This is a genomic window from Collinsella sp. i05-0019-G5 (assembly GCF_042851345.1).
Lineage (GTDB): Bacteria > Actinomycetota > Coriobacteriia > Coriobacteriales > Coriobacteriaceae > Collinsella.
On record NZ_AP031421.1, the window covers coordinates 1,624,239 to 1,639,485 of the forward strand.

General features: G+C 58.1%; 12 protein-coding genes. 3 read left to right on the forward strand and 9 right to left on the reverse strand.

All coding sequences use genetic code 11. From position 1 onward, the window contains the following. Positions 1–69: 69 nt before the first annotated feature. The 5 genes from ACGHIZ_RS07710 to ACGHIZ_RS07730 form a co-directional block, all read right to left on the reverse strand. Positions 70–2,556 (reverse strand): glycosyltransferase, encoded by a 2,487-nt coding sequence (locus ACGHIZ_RS07710; protein ID WP_390447290.1) that lies wholly within the window; start codon positions 2,554–2,556, stop codon positions 70–72. After that, the gene (locus tag ACGHIZ_RS07715) at positions 2,557–3,624 is read right to left on the reverse strand and encodes a glycosyltransferase family 2 protein (protein WP_390447293.1); all 1,068 of its coding nucleotides are present in this window, start codon (positions 3,622–3,624) and stop codon (positions 2,557–2,559) included. It abuts the gene before it with no gap. 12 nt (positions 3,625–3,636) lie between these two features. Then, positions 3,637–4,755 (reverse strand): glycosyltransferase family 2 protein, encoded by a 1,119-nt coding sequence (locus tag ACGHIZ_RS07720; RefSeq protein ID WP_390447296.1) that lies wholly within the window; start codon positions 4,753–4,755, stop codon positions 3,637–3,639. Between the two features lie 74 nt (positions 4,756–4,829). Further along, on the reverse strand, positions 4,830–5,870 hold the full coding sequence (locus ACGHIZ_RS07725) for a glycosyltransferase family 2 protein (RefSeq protein ID WP_390447299.1): 1,041 nt from the start codon (positions 5,868–5,870) through the stop codon (positions 4,830–4,832). 6 nt (positions 5,871–5,876) lie between these two features. Further along, a complete protein-coding gene (locus ACGHIZ_RS07730) occupies positions 5,877–6,980 on the reverse strand; it encodes a glycosyltransferase (protein WP_390447302.1) in 1,104 nt (367 codons plus the stop codon). A gap of 112 nt (positions 6,981–7,092) precedes the next feature. Here ACGHIZ_RS07730 and ACGHIZ_RS07735 point away from each other — a divergent pair, with 112 nt between their 5' ends. Together ACGHIZ_RS07735 and ACGHIZ_RS07740 are read left to right on the forward strand one after the other, a co-directional pair. Continuing rightward, positions 7,093–8,223 (forward strand): acyltransferase family protein, encoded by a 1,131-nt coding sequence (locus ACGHIZ_RS07735; RefSeq protein WP_390447305.1) that lies wholly within the window; start codon positions 7,093–7,095, stop codon positions 8,221–8,223. Between the two features lie 170 nt (positions 8,224–8,393). Then, positions 8,394–9,413, forward strand: a complete 1,020-nt coding sequence (locus ACGHIZ_RS07740; RefSeq protein ID WP_161145066.1) for a glycosyltransferase — start codon at positions 8,394–8,396, stop codon at positions 9,411–9,413. Between the two features lie 24 nt (positions 9,414–9,437). On the opposite strand, the gene ACGHIZ_RS07745 is transcribed toward ACGHIZ_RS07740, so the two are convergent. The 4 genes from ACGHIZ_RS07745 to ACGHIZ_RS07760 all read right to left on the reverse strand — a co-directional run bounded on the left by ACGHIZ_RS07745 (position 9,438) and on the right by ACGHIZ_RS07760 (position 14,210). Beyond that, positions 9,438–11,234 (reverse strand): AAA family ATPase, encoded by a 1,797-nt coding sequence (locus ACGHIZ_RS07745; RefSeq protein WP_390447308.1) that lies wholly within the window; start codon positions 11,232–11,234, stop codon positions 9,438–9,440. 203 nt (positions 11,235–11,437) lie between these two features. Continuing rightward, entirely contained in the window at positions 11,438–13,219 is a 1,782-nt protein-coding gene (locus tag ACGHIZ_RS07750; RefSeq protein ID WP_195544757.1) for a hypothetical protein, read from the reverse strand. A 127-nt stretch (positions 13,220–13,346) separates the two neighbouring features. After that, entirely contained in the window at positions 13,347–13,766 is a 420-nt protein-coding gene (locus tag ACGHIZ_RS07755; RefSeq protein WP_390447311.1) for an HI0074 family nucleotidyltransferase substrate-binding subunit, read from the reverse strand. Between the two features lie 12 nt (positions 13,767–13,778). Beyond that, positions 13,779–14,210 (reverse strand): Rrf2 family transcriptional regulator, encoded by a 432-nt coding sequence (locus tag ACGHIZ_RS07760; RefSeq protein ID WP_161145062.1) that lies wholly within the window; start codon positions 14,208–14,210, stop codon positions 13,779–13,781. Between the two features lie 224 nt (positions 14,211–14,434). On the opposite strand from ACGHIZ_RS07760, the gene sufC reads away from it, so the two are divergent. Then, positions 14,435–15,235, forward strand: coding sequence for a Fe-S cluster assembly ATPase SufC (sufC, locus tag ACGHIZ_RS07765; protein ID WP_161145061.1), 801 nt, complete (start codon positions 14,435–14,437; stop codon positions 15,233–15,235). Positions 15,236–15,247: the final 12 nt, after the last annotated feature.

A 15,247-nucleotide genomic window follows, 5' to 3' on the forward strand; every position in this document is an offset into this window, starting at 1 on the left:
GGAGTACTTGAACCCCACCGCCCTTGCAGCTCTTGAGGATACTTTGCCGGAACTTGGCATTACTTCGCACTAAAACGAGAAGTACTCACTGTCGGAAGACAAGTTAGGCCCCAACCATGAATCGCCCGTCAAGAAGAACTCTGGCCAGCGCTGCATGAACAGCGCTTGCTCGCGCTTCCAGCGGCGCAGTTTTTCCTCGTTGGCCTCTTCCCTGCCGCGCGAGGTGAACTCGTAGTGGTACAGCTCGGCATAGGGCGTAAAGATGGTGCGGTAGCCTGCCTCCCACACGCGCAGGCAAAAGTCTGCGTCGTTAAAACCGACGGCGAATTCCTCGTTATAGCCCCCGACCTGCTCAAATACGTCGCGTCGCACCATCTGGCAGGCACCCGTCACGGCGCTAAAGTTGCCCGGGCGCACAGCACGGGCAAGATAGCCCTCGCGCTTTGCCGAGAAGTCTTGGTTGGCATGGGCAAGTGCGCCACGCACGCCAACCAAAATGCCAGCATGTTGCACCAGATGGTCGGCAAAGTAGAGTTTGGCGCCCACCACGCCCGCATCGGGACACTGCAGATAGCCCATCATCTCTTCGATAAAGTCCGGGCTTATAACCTCGGTATCGTTGTTCAACAGCAGCAGATAGTCGCCCTTGGCATGTTCAACGCCAAAATTGATGATCTGGGAGTAATTGAACTCGCCCGGCCAGTACACAACGCGCGCGCCGCCCTTGCCTTCGGATGCCGCAGTCACGCGTTCCGGCAGGGTTTCGTAATACGCAAACGTCTCCGGGGCTTCGCTGTTGTTCTCCACCAAGACAATCTCGTAGTTGGTATACGTGGCCTTCTGGGCGATCGACATCACACAGGCATCGAGCGTCTCAACGTGGTCCTTGGTGGGAATCACAATACTCACCAGCGGCGCAGGCTCCGGCAGCGCATAGCGCATGCGGCAGACAAACGGCGTCTCGGTCTCCTCGACCGTTCCGTGAACGCCCAGCGCGTTAAAGTGGCGCTGCAGCGCAAGACGACCCGCTTCAATGGCATACGGCTTGCTATCGGCAGAGCCATCGGCGGTGGAACCGGGATGCACGCGCCAGTGATACAGCACATGCGCAACGTGCTCAAAGCGCGCGCCGGCTGCAAGGCAGCGAAGCGTCAGGTCATAATCCTGGGCGCCCGCGACGTCTTCCGGCGACATGCCAATGCGATCGATAAGCGCCTTCTCCACCATCAGAAAATGCGTCACGCAGTTATGGCTATAGAGTAGGTCGACGTTGAGTTTGGTCTTAAAGACCGGCTGGCCCCACTCCCCCGTTTTCTGGAACATGTCCTCGTCGCAGAACAGGACCTGGGGACGCTCGCCCTCGGCCGCCTTATTCAGCGCGGAAACATACTGGAATAACGCGTCCGGCTCCAGAATGTCATCGTGGTCCAAGAACGCGATGTAGTCGCCCATCGCTTGCTCAATACCTGCGTTGGTGTTGACCACAATGCCGCCGTTGCCAGGCAGCTCAATACGACAAACCCGCTCGTCATTGGCGGCAGCCGCAAGATTGGCCACCGCATCCCATTCGGGCGAGGCGTCCATAAGGAGCAATTCCCAGTTGTCATAGCTCTGGGCTAGCACCGAGTCCAGCAGCTCGCGCAGGTAGACTCGATCGGTCTTGTAGCACGGCACCACAATGCTCACGAGCGGCCTATAGGCAAAGGCCGCCGAAGCGACACGCTGGCACGTCAGATCGCCCGGCTTTGCGCGATGTTGCTCAAACCAACGTCGATAAGCTGCGTCGTCAGCGCGTGCATCCTTCATGCGATTCCAACTGTCGTCGACCATGCCGTTGTACAGGCGACCATCAATGGCGCAAAACCCGCTCTGGATCTGCTCTGTGGGATCGCTCACAATCGCGACAAAATCTCGTATATCCTGAGGCATCTCAACGCTCAGATACGTTTTATTGACGCGGCATCCGTTCTGCTGCGGCACATCGGTCTGCGATTCAAACACATGCACGGTGGCATCGATGGCATTCATATGCGTATCGAAGACCTGGAGCTCAGGCGCGCACTGGGAGTCTCCCGCCCAGGTAACCTCATAGCGCCACACCGCGCCGGCGTCTGCCGGCAGATAGCGAATGGCATCGATCTCGTAGCGACCGCAGCATTCGCCACGCTGCGCGTCGCGGATAAGCGTGCACAGCGCAGGCTTTGCTTTGTAGTTAATCTTGGATTCCAGCTTGGCCACGCGGCTATCGAGGCGAATGGAGCCCAACCTTTGGCCACCGAATGCAAAAACGACATCCATCGACGAACCATCCAAAAACGGAAGCACCAAAATGGCGAGCTCGTGCTCGTAATCGGAAACGGAAGGGCAAAGCGCCAGCACACGGCCATGATCGACCGGGAGCACCAGCGACGGCACACAAGAACCGCTCGTAGTCGCATGGGCAAACGCTTGAGAACCCTCCCGCTCAATAAGCGCGGCGACATCCTGACCGGCAAAACGAAGCAGCACAAACAGACGGCCCTGACTGCGGCAAAGTGCCAAACGCTTGATACTCATCTACACTTCTCGCTTTCCCAGGGCGTTCGCTGCCATGCGTTTGCAGGCACCCAGGCGCCCAAACCTCAAGACGTCGTAATCGAACATGAGCTTTTTGCACTCACGGGCATTGGGGGCCTTGCTGGTAAGCGCCGCACGCACCATAGCAGCAACAGAAGGAGCGCATTGTGCGAGCGCAGCATCGCTGCCCACGGCAGAGCCGGCAAGCGCCGTGGCAACGGCAGCAAACACCTTGCCGCAGTCCGAGCCCAGCAACCTGAGCGCATCGTACAGCACCAGATCGCATAGGAAGTACGCCAGGTCATCGGCATGCTGTACATCGAGACCGTCGCGCTGCCAGTCAGCCAGCACCGCGGAGTAAATCTTCACGTGCTCTAGCAGTCGCGTCTCGTCGTCGTAGCGCATGGTGTCCATGAGCGAGCCCTTGCGCGCCACGCGGTAGTCGTACAGCTTGTTCGAAATAAGCGCGGTCTTGCGCGAGCGACCGTACACGGCAAAATCGAAGACCTGGTCCTCGCCGTACTTAACGGTTTCGTCGAAGACGATCCCGTTGCCCAGCAAAAACTCACGCTTGCAGGCGGTGCGCCATGCAAAGGGGCGAGATGCTTCCTTAAACAGCAGGTCAGAGCAATAGCCTTCAAACGACACATCGCGCGGGCTCAGCACATAGTTAAGCCACGGATACCCCGCCTCCAGCGGATACGGATTCGCGCCAAAGGTCAAAACGTCGCAGTCCTCGCGCCCAAAGGCATCGACGATCACACGGCATGCATCGGGCGTAAATCGGTCGTCGGAATCCAAAAACGCGACGATAGGCGCCGTGGACGCGGCGATGCCTGCATTACGCGCACTCGACAGGCCGCCGTTCGGCTTATCGACCAGCGTAAAGCGCGCGTCCTTTTCGCAATAGGTAGCCGCAATATCGCGCGAACCGTCCGGCGAGCCATCGTTAACCAGTACGCCTTCCCAATCGGGAATATCCTGTGCAAGCAGGGAGTCCAGGCACCAGGCCAGGCACTCCTCCACCTTATAGATGGGAACGACAACGGAAATCTTGGGGGTAGCCATGGTCACTCGCTCCTACTGTGCGGCCGGAACGTCATCGGGGTGCGGATTATCGCCGTAGGTGCGCTGATACGTCAGCACACGCCAGACCAGCGGCAGACCGCCGATCTTAAAGTAATGCTTAAACGTATTGAGCTTGCCCGGCTTCTTAAAGTCAAAGCGCGAATCGATATAGGCACGAGGCGACTTGACCATCAGGCGCAAGTCGGTCTCGCCACGCGGATCAAACAGCGACAGGTCAAAGCGACCGGCATCCCAATCGGCCTTGAGCTCGGACGAGGCTTTCTTCCAAAACTGCTCACGCAGCTCATCGACCAGACGCTCATCATTCCAACGGTACGTATCGACCTTCATGCGCATTAAAATGCCCTGGAGCTGAGCCTTGAGCTCGGGACGCTCATCCAAAAAGCGCTGCATCTCGGCATATTCGTCGCATACGCAAAACACCTTGTTGGGCGAATTAACGGAGCTCTTCTCGTTATCCTGGCGATAGCACAAAATGGGGTCCGCAATAAACGCGGCGCGCTCGGCGCAAGCCCAAACCTTAAAGTTAAAGCCTGCGTCCTGATACGAGGCACCCGGCGTGGGAAGGAATCGAATCTGATTGTCGTTGAGGAACTCGCGTCGATAGATAGCCGACCAAATGGAAGGTTTGCGGTAGAAGATCCCCGGGCGATCGACGGGGCGATACGCCGCGTCCGTCATATGCTCGTCAATAATCCCAAACAGCTCACGGCGCTCGCTGGGCGTGGACCAATACAGGTAAAAGTCGCCCTTTACCACATCGGCATGCTCAGCATCGGCCTTGGCGACCAGCTTTTGGAGCGAATTCTCAAACATAAAGTCGTCGGACTCAAGGATGCCCACGTACTCACCGCGCGCCATCTCCAGGCCGCGGTTCATCGAGTCGCCGTAGCCGCTGTTGGCCTTGTCAATCATCTTGACGCGCCCATCGCGCTCCATGTACTCGCGGATGATATCCGCCGAGCTATCGGTAGAGCCGTCGTTGATGCAAATAATCTCGATGTCCTCGAGCGTCTGCGCCACGGCGGAATCGAGGCACTCGCGCAAGTAGCGCTCCACATTGCAAATGGGGACAAGCAGCGAAACTTTAGGGGTATCAGAGTTCTGCAAGAGAACCTCCTGTTGAATAGCGTGTAACAGGGTTATTTTAACAGCCGAGTTGCGGCGGGCGGCAGCGCTTGGAATTAGAGAAAGCGCTCCAGGCAGGCTTTGAGACCGCGAGTCGAAAGATAGAACAGCGTGGCGTCTGCCATCGAAACGCCCGAGGTCGCCGCAACGAGCTTGTGGGCAACACGGCGAACGGCGCCCTTAGCAGGCATATCCGCCCACTCCGTTCCCAATAACGTCGTGAAAGCCCTGTTGACGCGACTGGCAACGCGGCGGAAACCATCGGCATCCAAGCGCGCCAGGTCGAACACAATAAGGTCCAAAAACCAAGTTATCAGCTCGCCGGGACACAGGTCCAAAAAATCGTAGGCCGCCCAGTCCTCCAAGACCTCCTCGAGCATCCTCATGTGGGCGTCAAGCTTTTTGGCGCGCGCCTCGGCACTGTTGAACTCGTGCGTCGCCGATTCGCTCTCCATCACGTAGTGGTAGAACTTGTCAGGCATGACGACGGTCCTGCGGGCAAGCGCATAAGCCGCAAATTGGAAGACGACATCCTCGCCCAAAGCCAAACCGGGGGCGAAGCGTATGCCTTCGCGATTGAGCAGCTCGCGCGAAAAGGCCGCACGGCAAGCATAGGGCTGCGCATTCGAATGGAACAGCAGTTGGGGATCACGGGCGCCGAAGGTACCGGCTTTGGGGCTCATGAGTTGCTGGACGCGTTTGGGGGCAGCGTCGGCAGGTTCACAGATGCCGCCAAAGACGGCGGCCTCGGCATCTGCAGACTCCATGGCATGAAGCACGCGCTCGACCGTCTGGGCATCGATGTAATCGTCAGCGTCCACAAAAAAGACGGTCTCGCCCTCGGCGGCATCGATGCCGGCATTTCTAGCGCACGAGACGCCCGCGTTTTCCTGGTCAATCACCAGTACGCGATCGTCGGCCTGCGCGATCTGGCGCAACACGTTCAACGAATCATCAGTCGAACCGTCGTTGACGCAGACAACCTGAATCGAACGCTCAGACTGGGCCAACAGCGAATCGAGGCATCGCTGAATGGAGCGCGACGAATTGTAGACGGGAACGACAATGGTCGCTTTGGGGGTCAAAGTCTCTCCCATGTCGACCTACCCCCTCAGCGATTCGATGAGGAAGGCAGCAACCACGCCTGGGCCTCCAACCGAGGCGTAATACTTAGCACGCCCCAAGGCACCATCCGTCGCAAAACTCGGATGCTCGTCAACCCAGCCCTCAGGATCTTTGAGGATGGCAGCGAGATTTGCGCGCTTCCACGGCTTGAGGTCGTCAAGCGAAAAGTCCCCGGCGTCCAAGGCCGCTTGGAACTCCTTGGCCATCTGAACCAGGAACTCCTTATAGAACTTAGGCGCCAGGCGCACGTAGTTCCACATGTACGAATCGTACTTAATGAGCTGATTGAACTTGAGCACGCGCGCGACATCGACGCTTACGTGGTCGCGGGCATAATCCTCGCGAATCCAACGCTCAATCTCGGCATACTCGGTATTGACGCAAAAGACCTTAGCCGAAGAATTGACCGAGGAATTCTCGTTGTCCTGGCGATACGACAACACGGCATCATGCAGGTAAACAGCCTTATCGGCGCACGCAATCACCTTAAAGGCAAATGACGTGTCCTGAAAGGATGCCCCCGGAGTCGGCAGGAACTTAATGCCGTTGCGCTCAAGAAAATCGCGACGGTACACGGCCGACCAAATCGACGGCTTTTGTTTAAAGAACTGCGTCGTGTCGCTCGGGTGCACCGGCTTGCCGCAGTCCTTGGCCTTAAACATCTCGTGCAGCGAACGGCGCTCCTCGGGCTTAGACCAGTAGAAATCAAAGTTCGCCTTCGCAAAGTCGGCATTATTGCTATCGGCGGCCGAGACAAGCTTTTCGAGTGCGTCGGGCGCCATAAAGTCATCGGACTCCAAGATGCCAACGTACTTGCCACGCGCCATCTCCAGACCGTGGTTCATCGAGTCGCCGTAGCCGCTGTTGGCCTTGTCGATCATCTTGACGCGCCCATCGCGCTCCATATACTCGTGGATAATCGCCGGCGAGTTGTCGGTCGACCCGTCGTTAATGCAGATGATCTCAATATCCTTGAGCGTCTGCGCCAGGGCGGAATCGAGACACTCGCGCAGGTAGCGCTGAACATTGTAAATGGGAATAAGCAGCGACAGAACAGGGCTGCCAGAGGCGTTAGTAGACAAATGTGCTCCTTAGGAAATACCTGTCGTTTCATGGTATCAAAGGGCCAGCGCGCCAGCGGGCGTTTATATAATCTATGGAGCCCGCAGAGGCAAACCGATACGAAAGGACGTCATGCAGCCCAAAGCCGCACGCAACATACCCACCGAAGCGCTGAGTTTGGTCGCGGTCGCCGGCATCGCGGTGTTCCACACCTTTCAGTGGACCTTCCAAGCCGTCTGCGTCGGCGCCGTGGAATATGCCCCACTTGCGATGTTCCCCTATTCCGGCGTACTCGGTTTTATTAACTTGCTTGGCTGCTGGGCCAACGAGGTCTTCTTTATGATCTCGGGCTATTTTCTCATCGCTTCGGCCGCGCGTGCTTGGGACGGTGGAGCAACGTGGAAGTCGCAAATGCAACGGACGGCGCAGCGCCTTGGCAAGGTCATTATGCCCACTGCGTTTTATTGCCTCGTGGCGCTCGCGTGGTCCACGGTCGTCTCACCCATTCCCGATGTTACCCTCAATACGCACTATTGGTACACGCTTGGGCTTGAGTTTATCTGGGTCTATGCCGCCACAGTTTTCATGGCGCCATGGTTTGGACTGGCCAAGAGCCGACTCTCCCAGAAAACCTACACGACGACGGTCATCGCCGTTGGAATCCTCGTATTCGTTGTTAACGGGTATTTGGCCGCCATGAGTGCGACAAGCGCCGGCGAGTTTTCTTGGCTCCAAAAGCTCATGAGCGCTACCACGTACGTAGTCGCGTTTTTGATCGGCGGACTGCTCCGCGACGTAACCGACGCCATGGATTCGGACAGGGCGGGCGCCTTGGGCATGCGCTCGCTCGTAACGGTTTTGGCGCTCGCCACCATCCTGGAAGGAGCACTCTCCTTCACCGGCAACCTCACGGCGATGGCAGTCCTCTCCTACAAATCAACCTCGTTGATCTCGTTTGCCCTCGCTGCCGCCTCTCTGCTCTTTGCGGCGACCCGGCGCAGGGCCTCAGGCAATCCACGGACCGCAGGTGTCATCGTCACCTTATCGACCGCCACGCTTGGTTTCTATGTGATGCAGTCGCTCACCAGTAGCCTGTGGCGTCCCGTCTTCAATACGTTGCTCGCAAACATACTGATCAGCCAAAACAGCCCGGCAGCTATATGTATCGTCACGGGTATCGTCATTAGCATCGTCTTTGCTCTGGCACTTCTCATCATCGATGCAACTAGAAGTCTTATTGAACGCAAGCTCAAGAGGCAATAGACACGCTGCCGTCAGACGCTAAAGCCGCTACAGCCGTGGCAGGTTCCTGCGTTTTATTCAAAGCTTGCCGCCAAGGTGCGCCGAGCCTTTACAATAGGACAGTCCCAAGGACGTATTCGATAGCTTCCGCGCTGCACTCACCCGCCGCGCGTGAAAGGATATATTGCCCCATGCCTTCAACCCTTCCCGCTCCCATCGATAAGCTCGCCATTGTCGTCGTTACGTACAAGCGCCAGGAACTCCTGGCCAACTTGTTCGACTCCATGACCGAGCTTACGGCAGCGCCCTGGCGCATCGTGATCGTCGATAACGAGAATTCGCGTGAGACCGAGGCCATGTGCACCGCATTCAACGAGCGCCTGGCCAACCTGTGGGGCACCGACATCGAACAGCCCGACGCGAAGGGCGGCACCGACCGCGTCATCTACGCACCACAGCTCGAAAACGGCGGCGGTGCAGGTGGCTTCTCCGCCGGCACCAAATGCGCCTACGACCTGGGCGCCCAGTGGTTCTGGGTGATGGACGACGACGTGCTCGTCATCCCCGAAGGCATCGAGCGTCTTGCCAAGTGGACCGACCGCTACGATGTCATCCAGGGTTCGCGCCTGGACTTTGACGGCGGCGCCTTCTTTTGGCAGTACCAGCTCATCCTTTCGCTTGGTATCCCCAACCCCATCGCTAAGTGGGACCTGGGCCCCAAGGGCTACCGCGCCATGAACCAGTTGTGCTTTGAAGGCGGCCTGTTCTCGCGCCGCGTGGTCGACAAGATCGGCCTGCCGGATGCGCGATTCTTCATCTACGGCGACGATGCCTGCTACGGCTACGTGGCCAGCCAGCACTTCCCCGCCGCCGTTGTTGCCGACGTGGTGCTCAAGCGTGCCCGCGCTGTCTCTAACTGGGATATCGCCGGCAAGCGCCAGCTCAACTCTACGAGCGACACCAACCGCTACTACATCATGCGCAACCGCGGTTATCTGGCCCGCTACATGCAGATTTACGGCGACTATCACCCCGCGCTGTTCCGTCTGGGCAACGTCGCGACCTTCTGCAAGGAGTTCATTCGCCTGGCTGCCGTTGACAAGTGCTTTAAGACCGGTATTCCGGCGCTGCGCCGAGGCATGAAGGACGCCCGCAAGATCGTCAAGGATCCCAACTGGAAGCCCATGCCGCCCATGAAGGACACCGAGTAACGGAAGCCGGAAACACCTCGGCGCTTAAAGCCGCTGGCACACCGTAGCCACATGCTGCCCATCAAAACCGAACCCCCAGCGCATGCGACCCACGCCGGGGCGCGGTACACGGATTTCGTCGATGCCGTCGCGCTCTATGTCGAGTAGCGACTGCACGGCCAGCAATTCCAGTCCCAGCGCATCCACATCGGGGTCATACATCAAGTTAATCGTTATCAGCGGGCGCTCGTCCAGCATGCCAATCGTATCTGCTACGTCGAACACAGCACCCGTAGGGAAAACCTGGATGTCCCAGCGACCTGCGCCACACTTTCGCCTCGAGGCAGGATTGGCATAGCCCGGTAAGCCAAAGCAGAGCCCCTGCAAGAGCAGATGATATGGCAGCGGCTTATCTGGGTCGGTCTCACCGATTCCCGCATCCCCCAGGATGCGGCTTAGCGCCCGCCTCACGGTATCCTCGTTCCCACGGCACAGCCCGTCGCGAAACGCATCGACGTCTCGAATGTCTTCGGCAGCGCACTCAAACCACTCAACAATCACTAGACGCAAGGCCTGTCTAAGCTCGTTATTGGGCAATCGCAAAGCACGGAGGCGATTGCCATGCTCTGGCTCCTCAGTCATATCCGTCGTGAGAAAACCGGACAGATACAGCGCTGTCCACATGCCATCGTCAGGCGAGACATCTGGCTCTGCAGTGCCCAAACAAAGCGGGACCTCAGCGCACCCATGGGCCTCGAGCAAATCAAACAAGATCGAAAGGCGGTCGAGATTCCACCCGGCAACTACCCTACTCAGACAATCGGCATATCCATACAGATCGGCACGCACAGGCGCCGTGCAGCCTCGGCCCAGAAAACCGATCACACGCTCTGGACTCGAGCAATAGGCCCTGCCAAACCGATATCCCTCGAGCCATTCACGCGCATCATCCAGGTATTCCTCGCGCCCAGCATGATTCAACAGAGCCTCGACCTCGGCATCCGAAAAACCGAACCAACGGTCACACCACGCCGACAGCGGCGTCGTCAGACAATACGAGCAGCCGCGCGAAGAAAGCGCCGCTTCGGCGGGACCGGAACACTCCCCCATCAGACACGTCAGCCGCAACGAATCGCGCGCAGTGGCAATGGCGTCAAACAGCGCACGGTCAAGTAGTTCTGCCGGATCGGCGTCGGAAGCGTCCCTCGCGCTCGCACGGCGAGACCACGCCGCATCGTACCCATCAACGAGCAATACAACCTGCTCATCGCAGGCAATCTCCAGCAGCTCTATGAGCACACCGAGCACCGAGTCAACCTCGTCCGCGCTCGCCACGCCACGCGCGACACGTTCGATGTGACGCACCTTATCTCGAGCTAAATCCGGAGCCTCCAAGAGCGCCAACAAGCGAGCGCACTCGCCCGAAAGGGCATCGCGCACGACGCCGGCAACAGCGGGGCCACGCCTCCCAGCGCCAGAAAAGTCCAGCGATATCACCGGATAGCAAGCATACTCATCCCGATAGCGCCCGCCGTTCGCATCCCAAATCTGAGCATCGGCAAACAAACGCTGACCAGAGCGACCGACCGCTGGACGCTCCAGAAAAGCCCTGAGCATCGACAAGTTCATGCTCTTGCCAAAACCCTCGGGTCGACAGCACACCACAACGGACGCGTCGCAGTCCAACACATCGGCAATAAACATGGTCTTGTCAACCAGCATGCAACGACCAATGGCATCGGCAAAATCATGCACACCGACCGGCAAAACCGCATCATCGACATGGTTGACAAGCCGTACGCCAAAAGTATCGTCACTGTTGCAATACTCCTGTTCAGACACCGTAACTTCTCCCTAAAACGCAGCACGAAGCCCATTGTAGCGAGCAGTTCAAGTGCAACGCTGGATCCGTGCAAAGGCATCGGGCAACGGTAGGAACAAAGGCCTTGAGGGGGCATAACAAATCGTTGTGCAACAAAATGGGGCCCGATGCAACTGCACCGGCCCCCATTGCGAATCTTTAGTTGTCGGGCAACCGAAAGGGACTACTCCTCGGAGTCGTTCTGCCCAGCAGCCTTCTTTTGCTGATCGAGCTTATGCTTGCCACTCACAATAGACGTGGCACCCAGCGTGGCCAAGCTTGCACTGGCAAGGCTCGCCATAACGATAAGGTCGCCCGTCTTGGGCATGTTACCGCCAGATGACTTGGTCGTTGTAGTCGTCGTGGTTGTAGTGGTCACCGTCTTGGAGTCATTTTGCTCTTGGACTTGGTTGTCAGCACCGCTCTTGTCGTCGTCTTCGGGCTGTTTCTTTTCGCCCTCGGTCTTGCTCTCGTCCTTCTTCTGACCGGACTTGTCGCCCTTCTCATCAGAGCTAGGACCCTTATCGGATTCAGCCTTCTCGGAAGCCTTGTCCTTGGAGTCGCCCTTTGCGGCTTCGGTCTTTTCCGTGGAAACCTGATCAGAGTTGTCCTTGTTCTGGGCCGAGCCGTTATTGACGCCAGCCATCAGCGAAGAACCCAGCGTAGAACCAAGCTGCTCGGAGAAAGAAGGCTTCTTGTCCGGCGAAGCAACGGGAGCGTCCGGCGCCTTATTCGAGTCGTCCTTGGAAGCATCGGAATCAGGGGTCGTGTCAGAGCCGGAGCCGTTGTTAGAGCCGGTGTCAACGGACGAATCGCTCGAGCCGGTAGATGAGTTAGAGGTGCCAGCGTCGGTCGAACCAGAAGCGTCGCTGTCCGTATTGCCGGCAGAGCTTGAAGGCGAATCGCTCGCAGCAGAGCCGTTCGAATCGGAGCCGTTCGAGGTAGAGCCGTCGTTGGTAGTGCCACCAGCAGAGCCATTACCGTCAGCATCGGTCGAGGGCGCATCCATCCTGTCATCGTTGGCATCGTCACTCGAGCCGTCATTCGAATCAGGTGTCGGCGAGGGCGCCGGCGCAGGCTCGGGCTGCACGGGCGTCGCAGCGGCAGCGGCCTCGTCCTCGGCGATATAAACCAAGCAGTCCTTCAGCTCGTTGCGGTAGCGGTTCTTCCAGCCCTCATGATACTGGGGCTGACTTGAAAACTTGGTGGCGACATTGTTGACCACGCTATTGGAGAGCGCCGTCGCAAACTCGCGGTCGGACATATCGTTGGAAAGATTCGCCCAGCGGAAGAAGTCTCTGCAGCCACCGGTACCGCACATGTTGGTGATGCTCCACACCATACCCTTGACGCAATCGGCGCGGCCGGAGATGTCAATGCCAAGAGCGCTCTTAAGCCACGCCTCGGTCACCGCATAGTACGAGTTGTACGCATACGCATCCTGCAGAGCCGAAAACTCAGCAGGATCGGTGTTATAAGCACCCTGGAAGGCCTCCTGTGCAATACGGCCCAGCTCGGTAAGCTGGTCGTTCTCGTACATGGCATTGCTCGCGTTGGAAATCTCGCTGCCGCGATCAATCGCATCCTTGAGCATGCTGTATTTTTCGGGGCTGTAGTTGTAGACCTGCTTCATAAACGGAATGAGCGACCAACGGCGGTCGAACTGGTAATAGCCCAGCGCGTTGTAGCCGTCACCATACGAAAAGCCCTGGTTGTAGTTACCATGGCTCTCGTACTTGGTAAAGTACTTCATCTCGGTAGTCACGTTGACAAACGAAACGCCCTGGACCGACCTCAGCACGCCCGAGAAGGACTGCTGGGTGTAGAGACCCTTATCGATATCGGTGGCATCCGAGGCAACGCCTGGCGTGGGCTCCTCGGCAGCGGCGGGTGCCGGCGCGGAAACGGCGCCAAACGAAAGCGCCAGCGTCAGACCCGCGACAATAGCAGAATGCTTGGGCTGCATAAGATCCTCCCTGCATTGGTGTAGTTAAAGTGCAGTTTGCAAAGATAGAATCAGTATTGCAGCTCGTCCGTTGTTGCACAACAACCCCTCGGTAAACGGCAACAACCTTCCGCGAAATCTTAAGGAATTAAACAAACTGGTCGTCGGGCGCCATCAGAAGCTCGCCGTATCGCTCCATCAGCCCGTCCCTCAACTGACAGAAAGCGGGGATATAGACGTTCAAGATGCGCTGAATCAAATCTTGAGCGAGCTTGTTGTCGTAGATATGGACGTTCGTATTGCGGTCTCTGAGCATGTCTAGCCAGGCTGCCTCATCAATAAAGTCGTAGAATCGGTAGGACTCCTTCAAGATGGCACGAGGAGACCCCGACGCGGCAAGCGTGGCGCCCTTATACTCGAGCAGACGCTTAAGGAGCGTAATTGAGATACCAAAAACCTGCTCATAGATATACGCACATCCGGAGACAACATAGTCGTTTTCGAAATCTTGGAATCGAGCTGTCTCTAGCAGTGCCAGACGCGAATCAAAGGCTTCGTACGACTTCACGAAAGCCAGCCCCTACAGCTTAATGTCAAAGTTGATTTCGGGGACGGCGGCCAGGTCGGCCAACGTCACGCCGTCGACGTACTTTTCGATCACGTCATCCAGACCACGCCAGAACTTGACGGTGGAACACAAGTCACTGCGGGCGCAGCTGTTGTCGATGCCATCGCACGCCACCGGAGCCGTGCTGCCCTCAACGGCACGCAAGATGTCGCCGGCACGCACCTCGGCCGGGTCCTTGCCCATCATGTAGCCGCCGCCCTTGCCACGCACGCTCTTAAGCAGGTCCGCCTTCATAAGCGGACGCACCAGCTGCTCCAGATACTTCTGCGAAATGCGCTCGCGGTCGGCAACCTCGCGCAAGGCAATCTTGCCCTCGGCGTCGCCCAGCGCCGCGATATAGATCATCAGTCGGAGGGCATAGCGGCCCTTGGAAGAAATGAGCATACCTACCCTCCCATCGCATCTGGGACAACATAACCAGGTTTGTTTGTCCCAAATTTAAAGTAAGTGGGACAAACACAACAGGTTATTTTGTCCCAGAATTTGAAAAGTCGAGTGGATTAGTCGGGTTTTCCCTTGACTAACGCCGAACCCATAGTAACTTTATTCCGAGAAGATTCCTAGGGTTTAGTACACCTATGAGTACACCATATACAGAGAGGGACAGCATGAGCGCAAATCCGCTGCTTTCCATCGAAGGTCTGACCGCCTCCGTGGACGAGAAGACCATCCTCCACAACGTCAGCCTCAACGTCGCCGCCGGCGAGACCCACGTGTTGATGGGTCCCAACGGCGCCGGCAAGTCCACCCTCGGCCACCTGGTCATGGGCGACCCCGTCTACACGGTCAACGACGGCCGTATCGTCTTTGACGGCCAGGACATCACCGAGCTCACCACCGACAAGCGCTCGCGCGCCGGCCTGTTCCTGAGCTTCCAAGCACCGGTCGAGATCCCCGGCGTGCCGCTGTCGAGCTTTTTGCGCGCCAGCATCGCCGGCCGCCCCGGCCTGGAGATGAAGGGTAAGGAGTTCCGCCGCCGCGTCAAGGAGCTCGCGGCCGAGCTCAACATGGATACCGCCTACCTCAACCGCGAGCTGGGCGTGGGCTTCTCGGGCGGCGAGAAGAAGAAGGTCGAGATGCTCCAGCTTTTGCTGCTGCAGCCCAAGCTCGCCATCCTGGACGAGACTGACTCCGGCCTGGACGTCGACGCCCTGTCCACCGTCAGCCACGGCATGGACGCGTATCGCAAGAGCTGCGACGGCTCCATGCTCATCATCACGCACAACACGCGCATTTTGGAGCACCTGGATGTCGACCGCGTCCACGTTATGGTCAAGGGCCACATCGTGCGCGAGGACGACGCCTCGCTCATCCCCTGGATCGACAAGAACGGCTTTGAGACCTTCGAGCGCGAGGCCGCCGAGCAGCGCGCCCAGGCCGAGTCTGCCGCTGCCGAGCAGCAGGCGTAAAGGGGCGACGCA

What these genes read in the sequence shown, in the direction of transcription:
- ACGHIZ_RS07710 (WP_390447290.1), bottom strand. Translation starts at nt 2,556, where the DNA reads ATGAGTATCAAGCGTTTGGCACTTTGCCGCAGTCAGGGCCGTCTGTTT.
- ACGHIZ_RS07715 (WP_390447293.1), bottom strand. Translation starts at nt 3,624, where the DNA reads ATGGCTACCCCCAAGATTTCCGTTGTCGTTCCCATCTATAAGGTGGAG.
- ACGHIZ_RS07725 (WP_390447299.1), bottom strand. Translation starts at nt 5,870, where the DNA reads ATGGGAGAGACTTTGACCCCCAAAGCGACCATTGTCGTTCCCGTCTAC.
- ACGHIZ_RS07735 (WP_390447305.1), top strand. Translation starts at nt 7,093, where the DNA reads ATGCAGCCCAAAGCCGCACGCAACATACCCACCGAAGCGCTGAGTTTG.
- ACGHIZ_RS07740 (WP_161145066.1), top strand. Translation starts at nt 8,394, where the DNA reads ATGCCTTCAACCCTTCCCGCTCCCATCGATAAGCTCGCCATTGTCGTC.
- ACGHIZ_RS07750 (WP_195544757.1), bottom strand. Translation starts at nt 13,219, where the DNA reads ATGCAGCCCAAGCATTCTGCTATTGTCGCGGGTCTGACGCTGGCGCTT.
- ACGHIZ_RS07760 (WP_161145062.1), bottom strand. Translation starts at nt 14,210, where the DNA reads ATGCTCATTTCTTCCAAGGGCCGCTATGCCCTCCGACTGATGATCTAT.
- sufC (WP_161145061.1), top strand. Translation starts at nt 14,435, where the DNA reads ATGAGCGCAAATCCGCTGCTTTCCATCGAAGGTCTGACCGCCTCCGTG.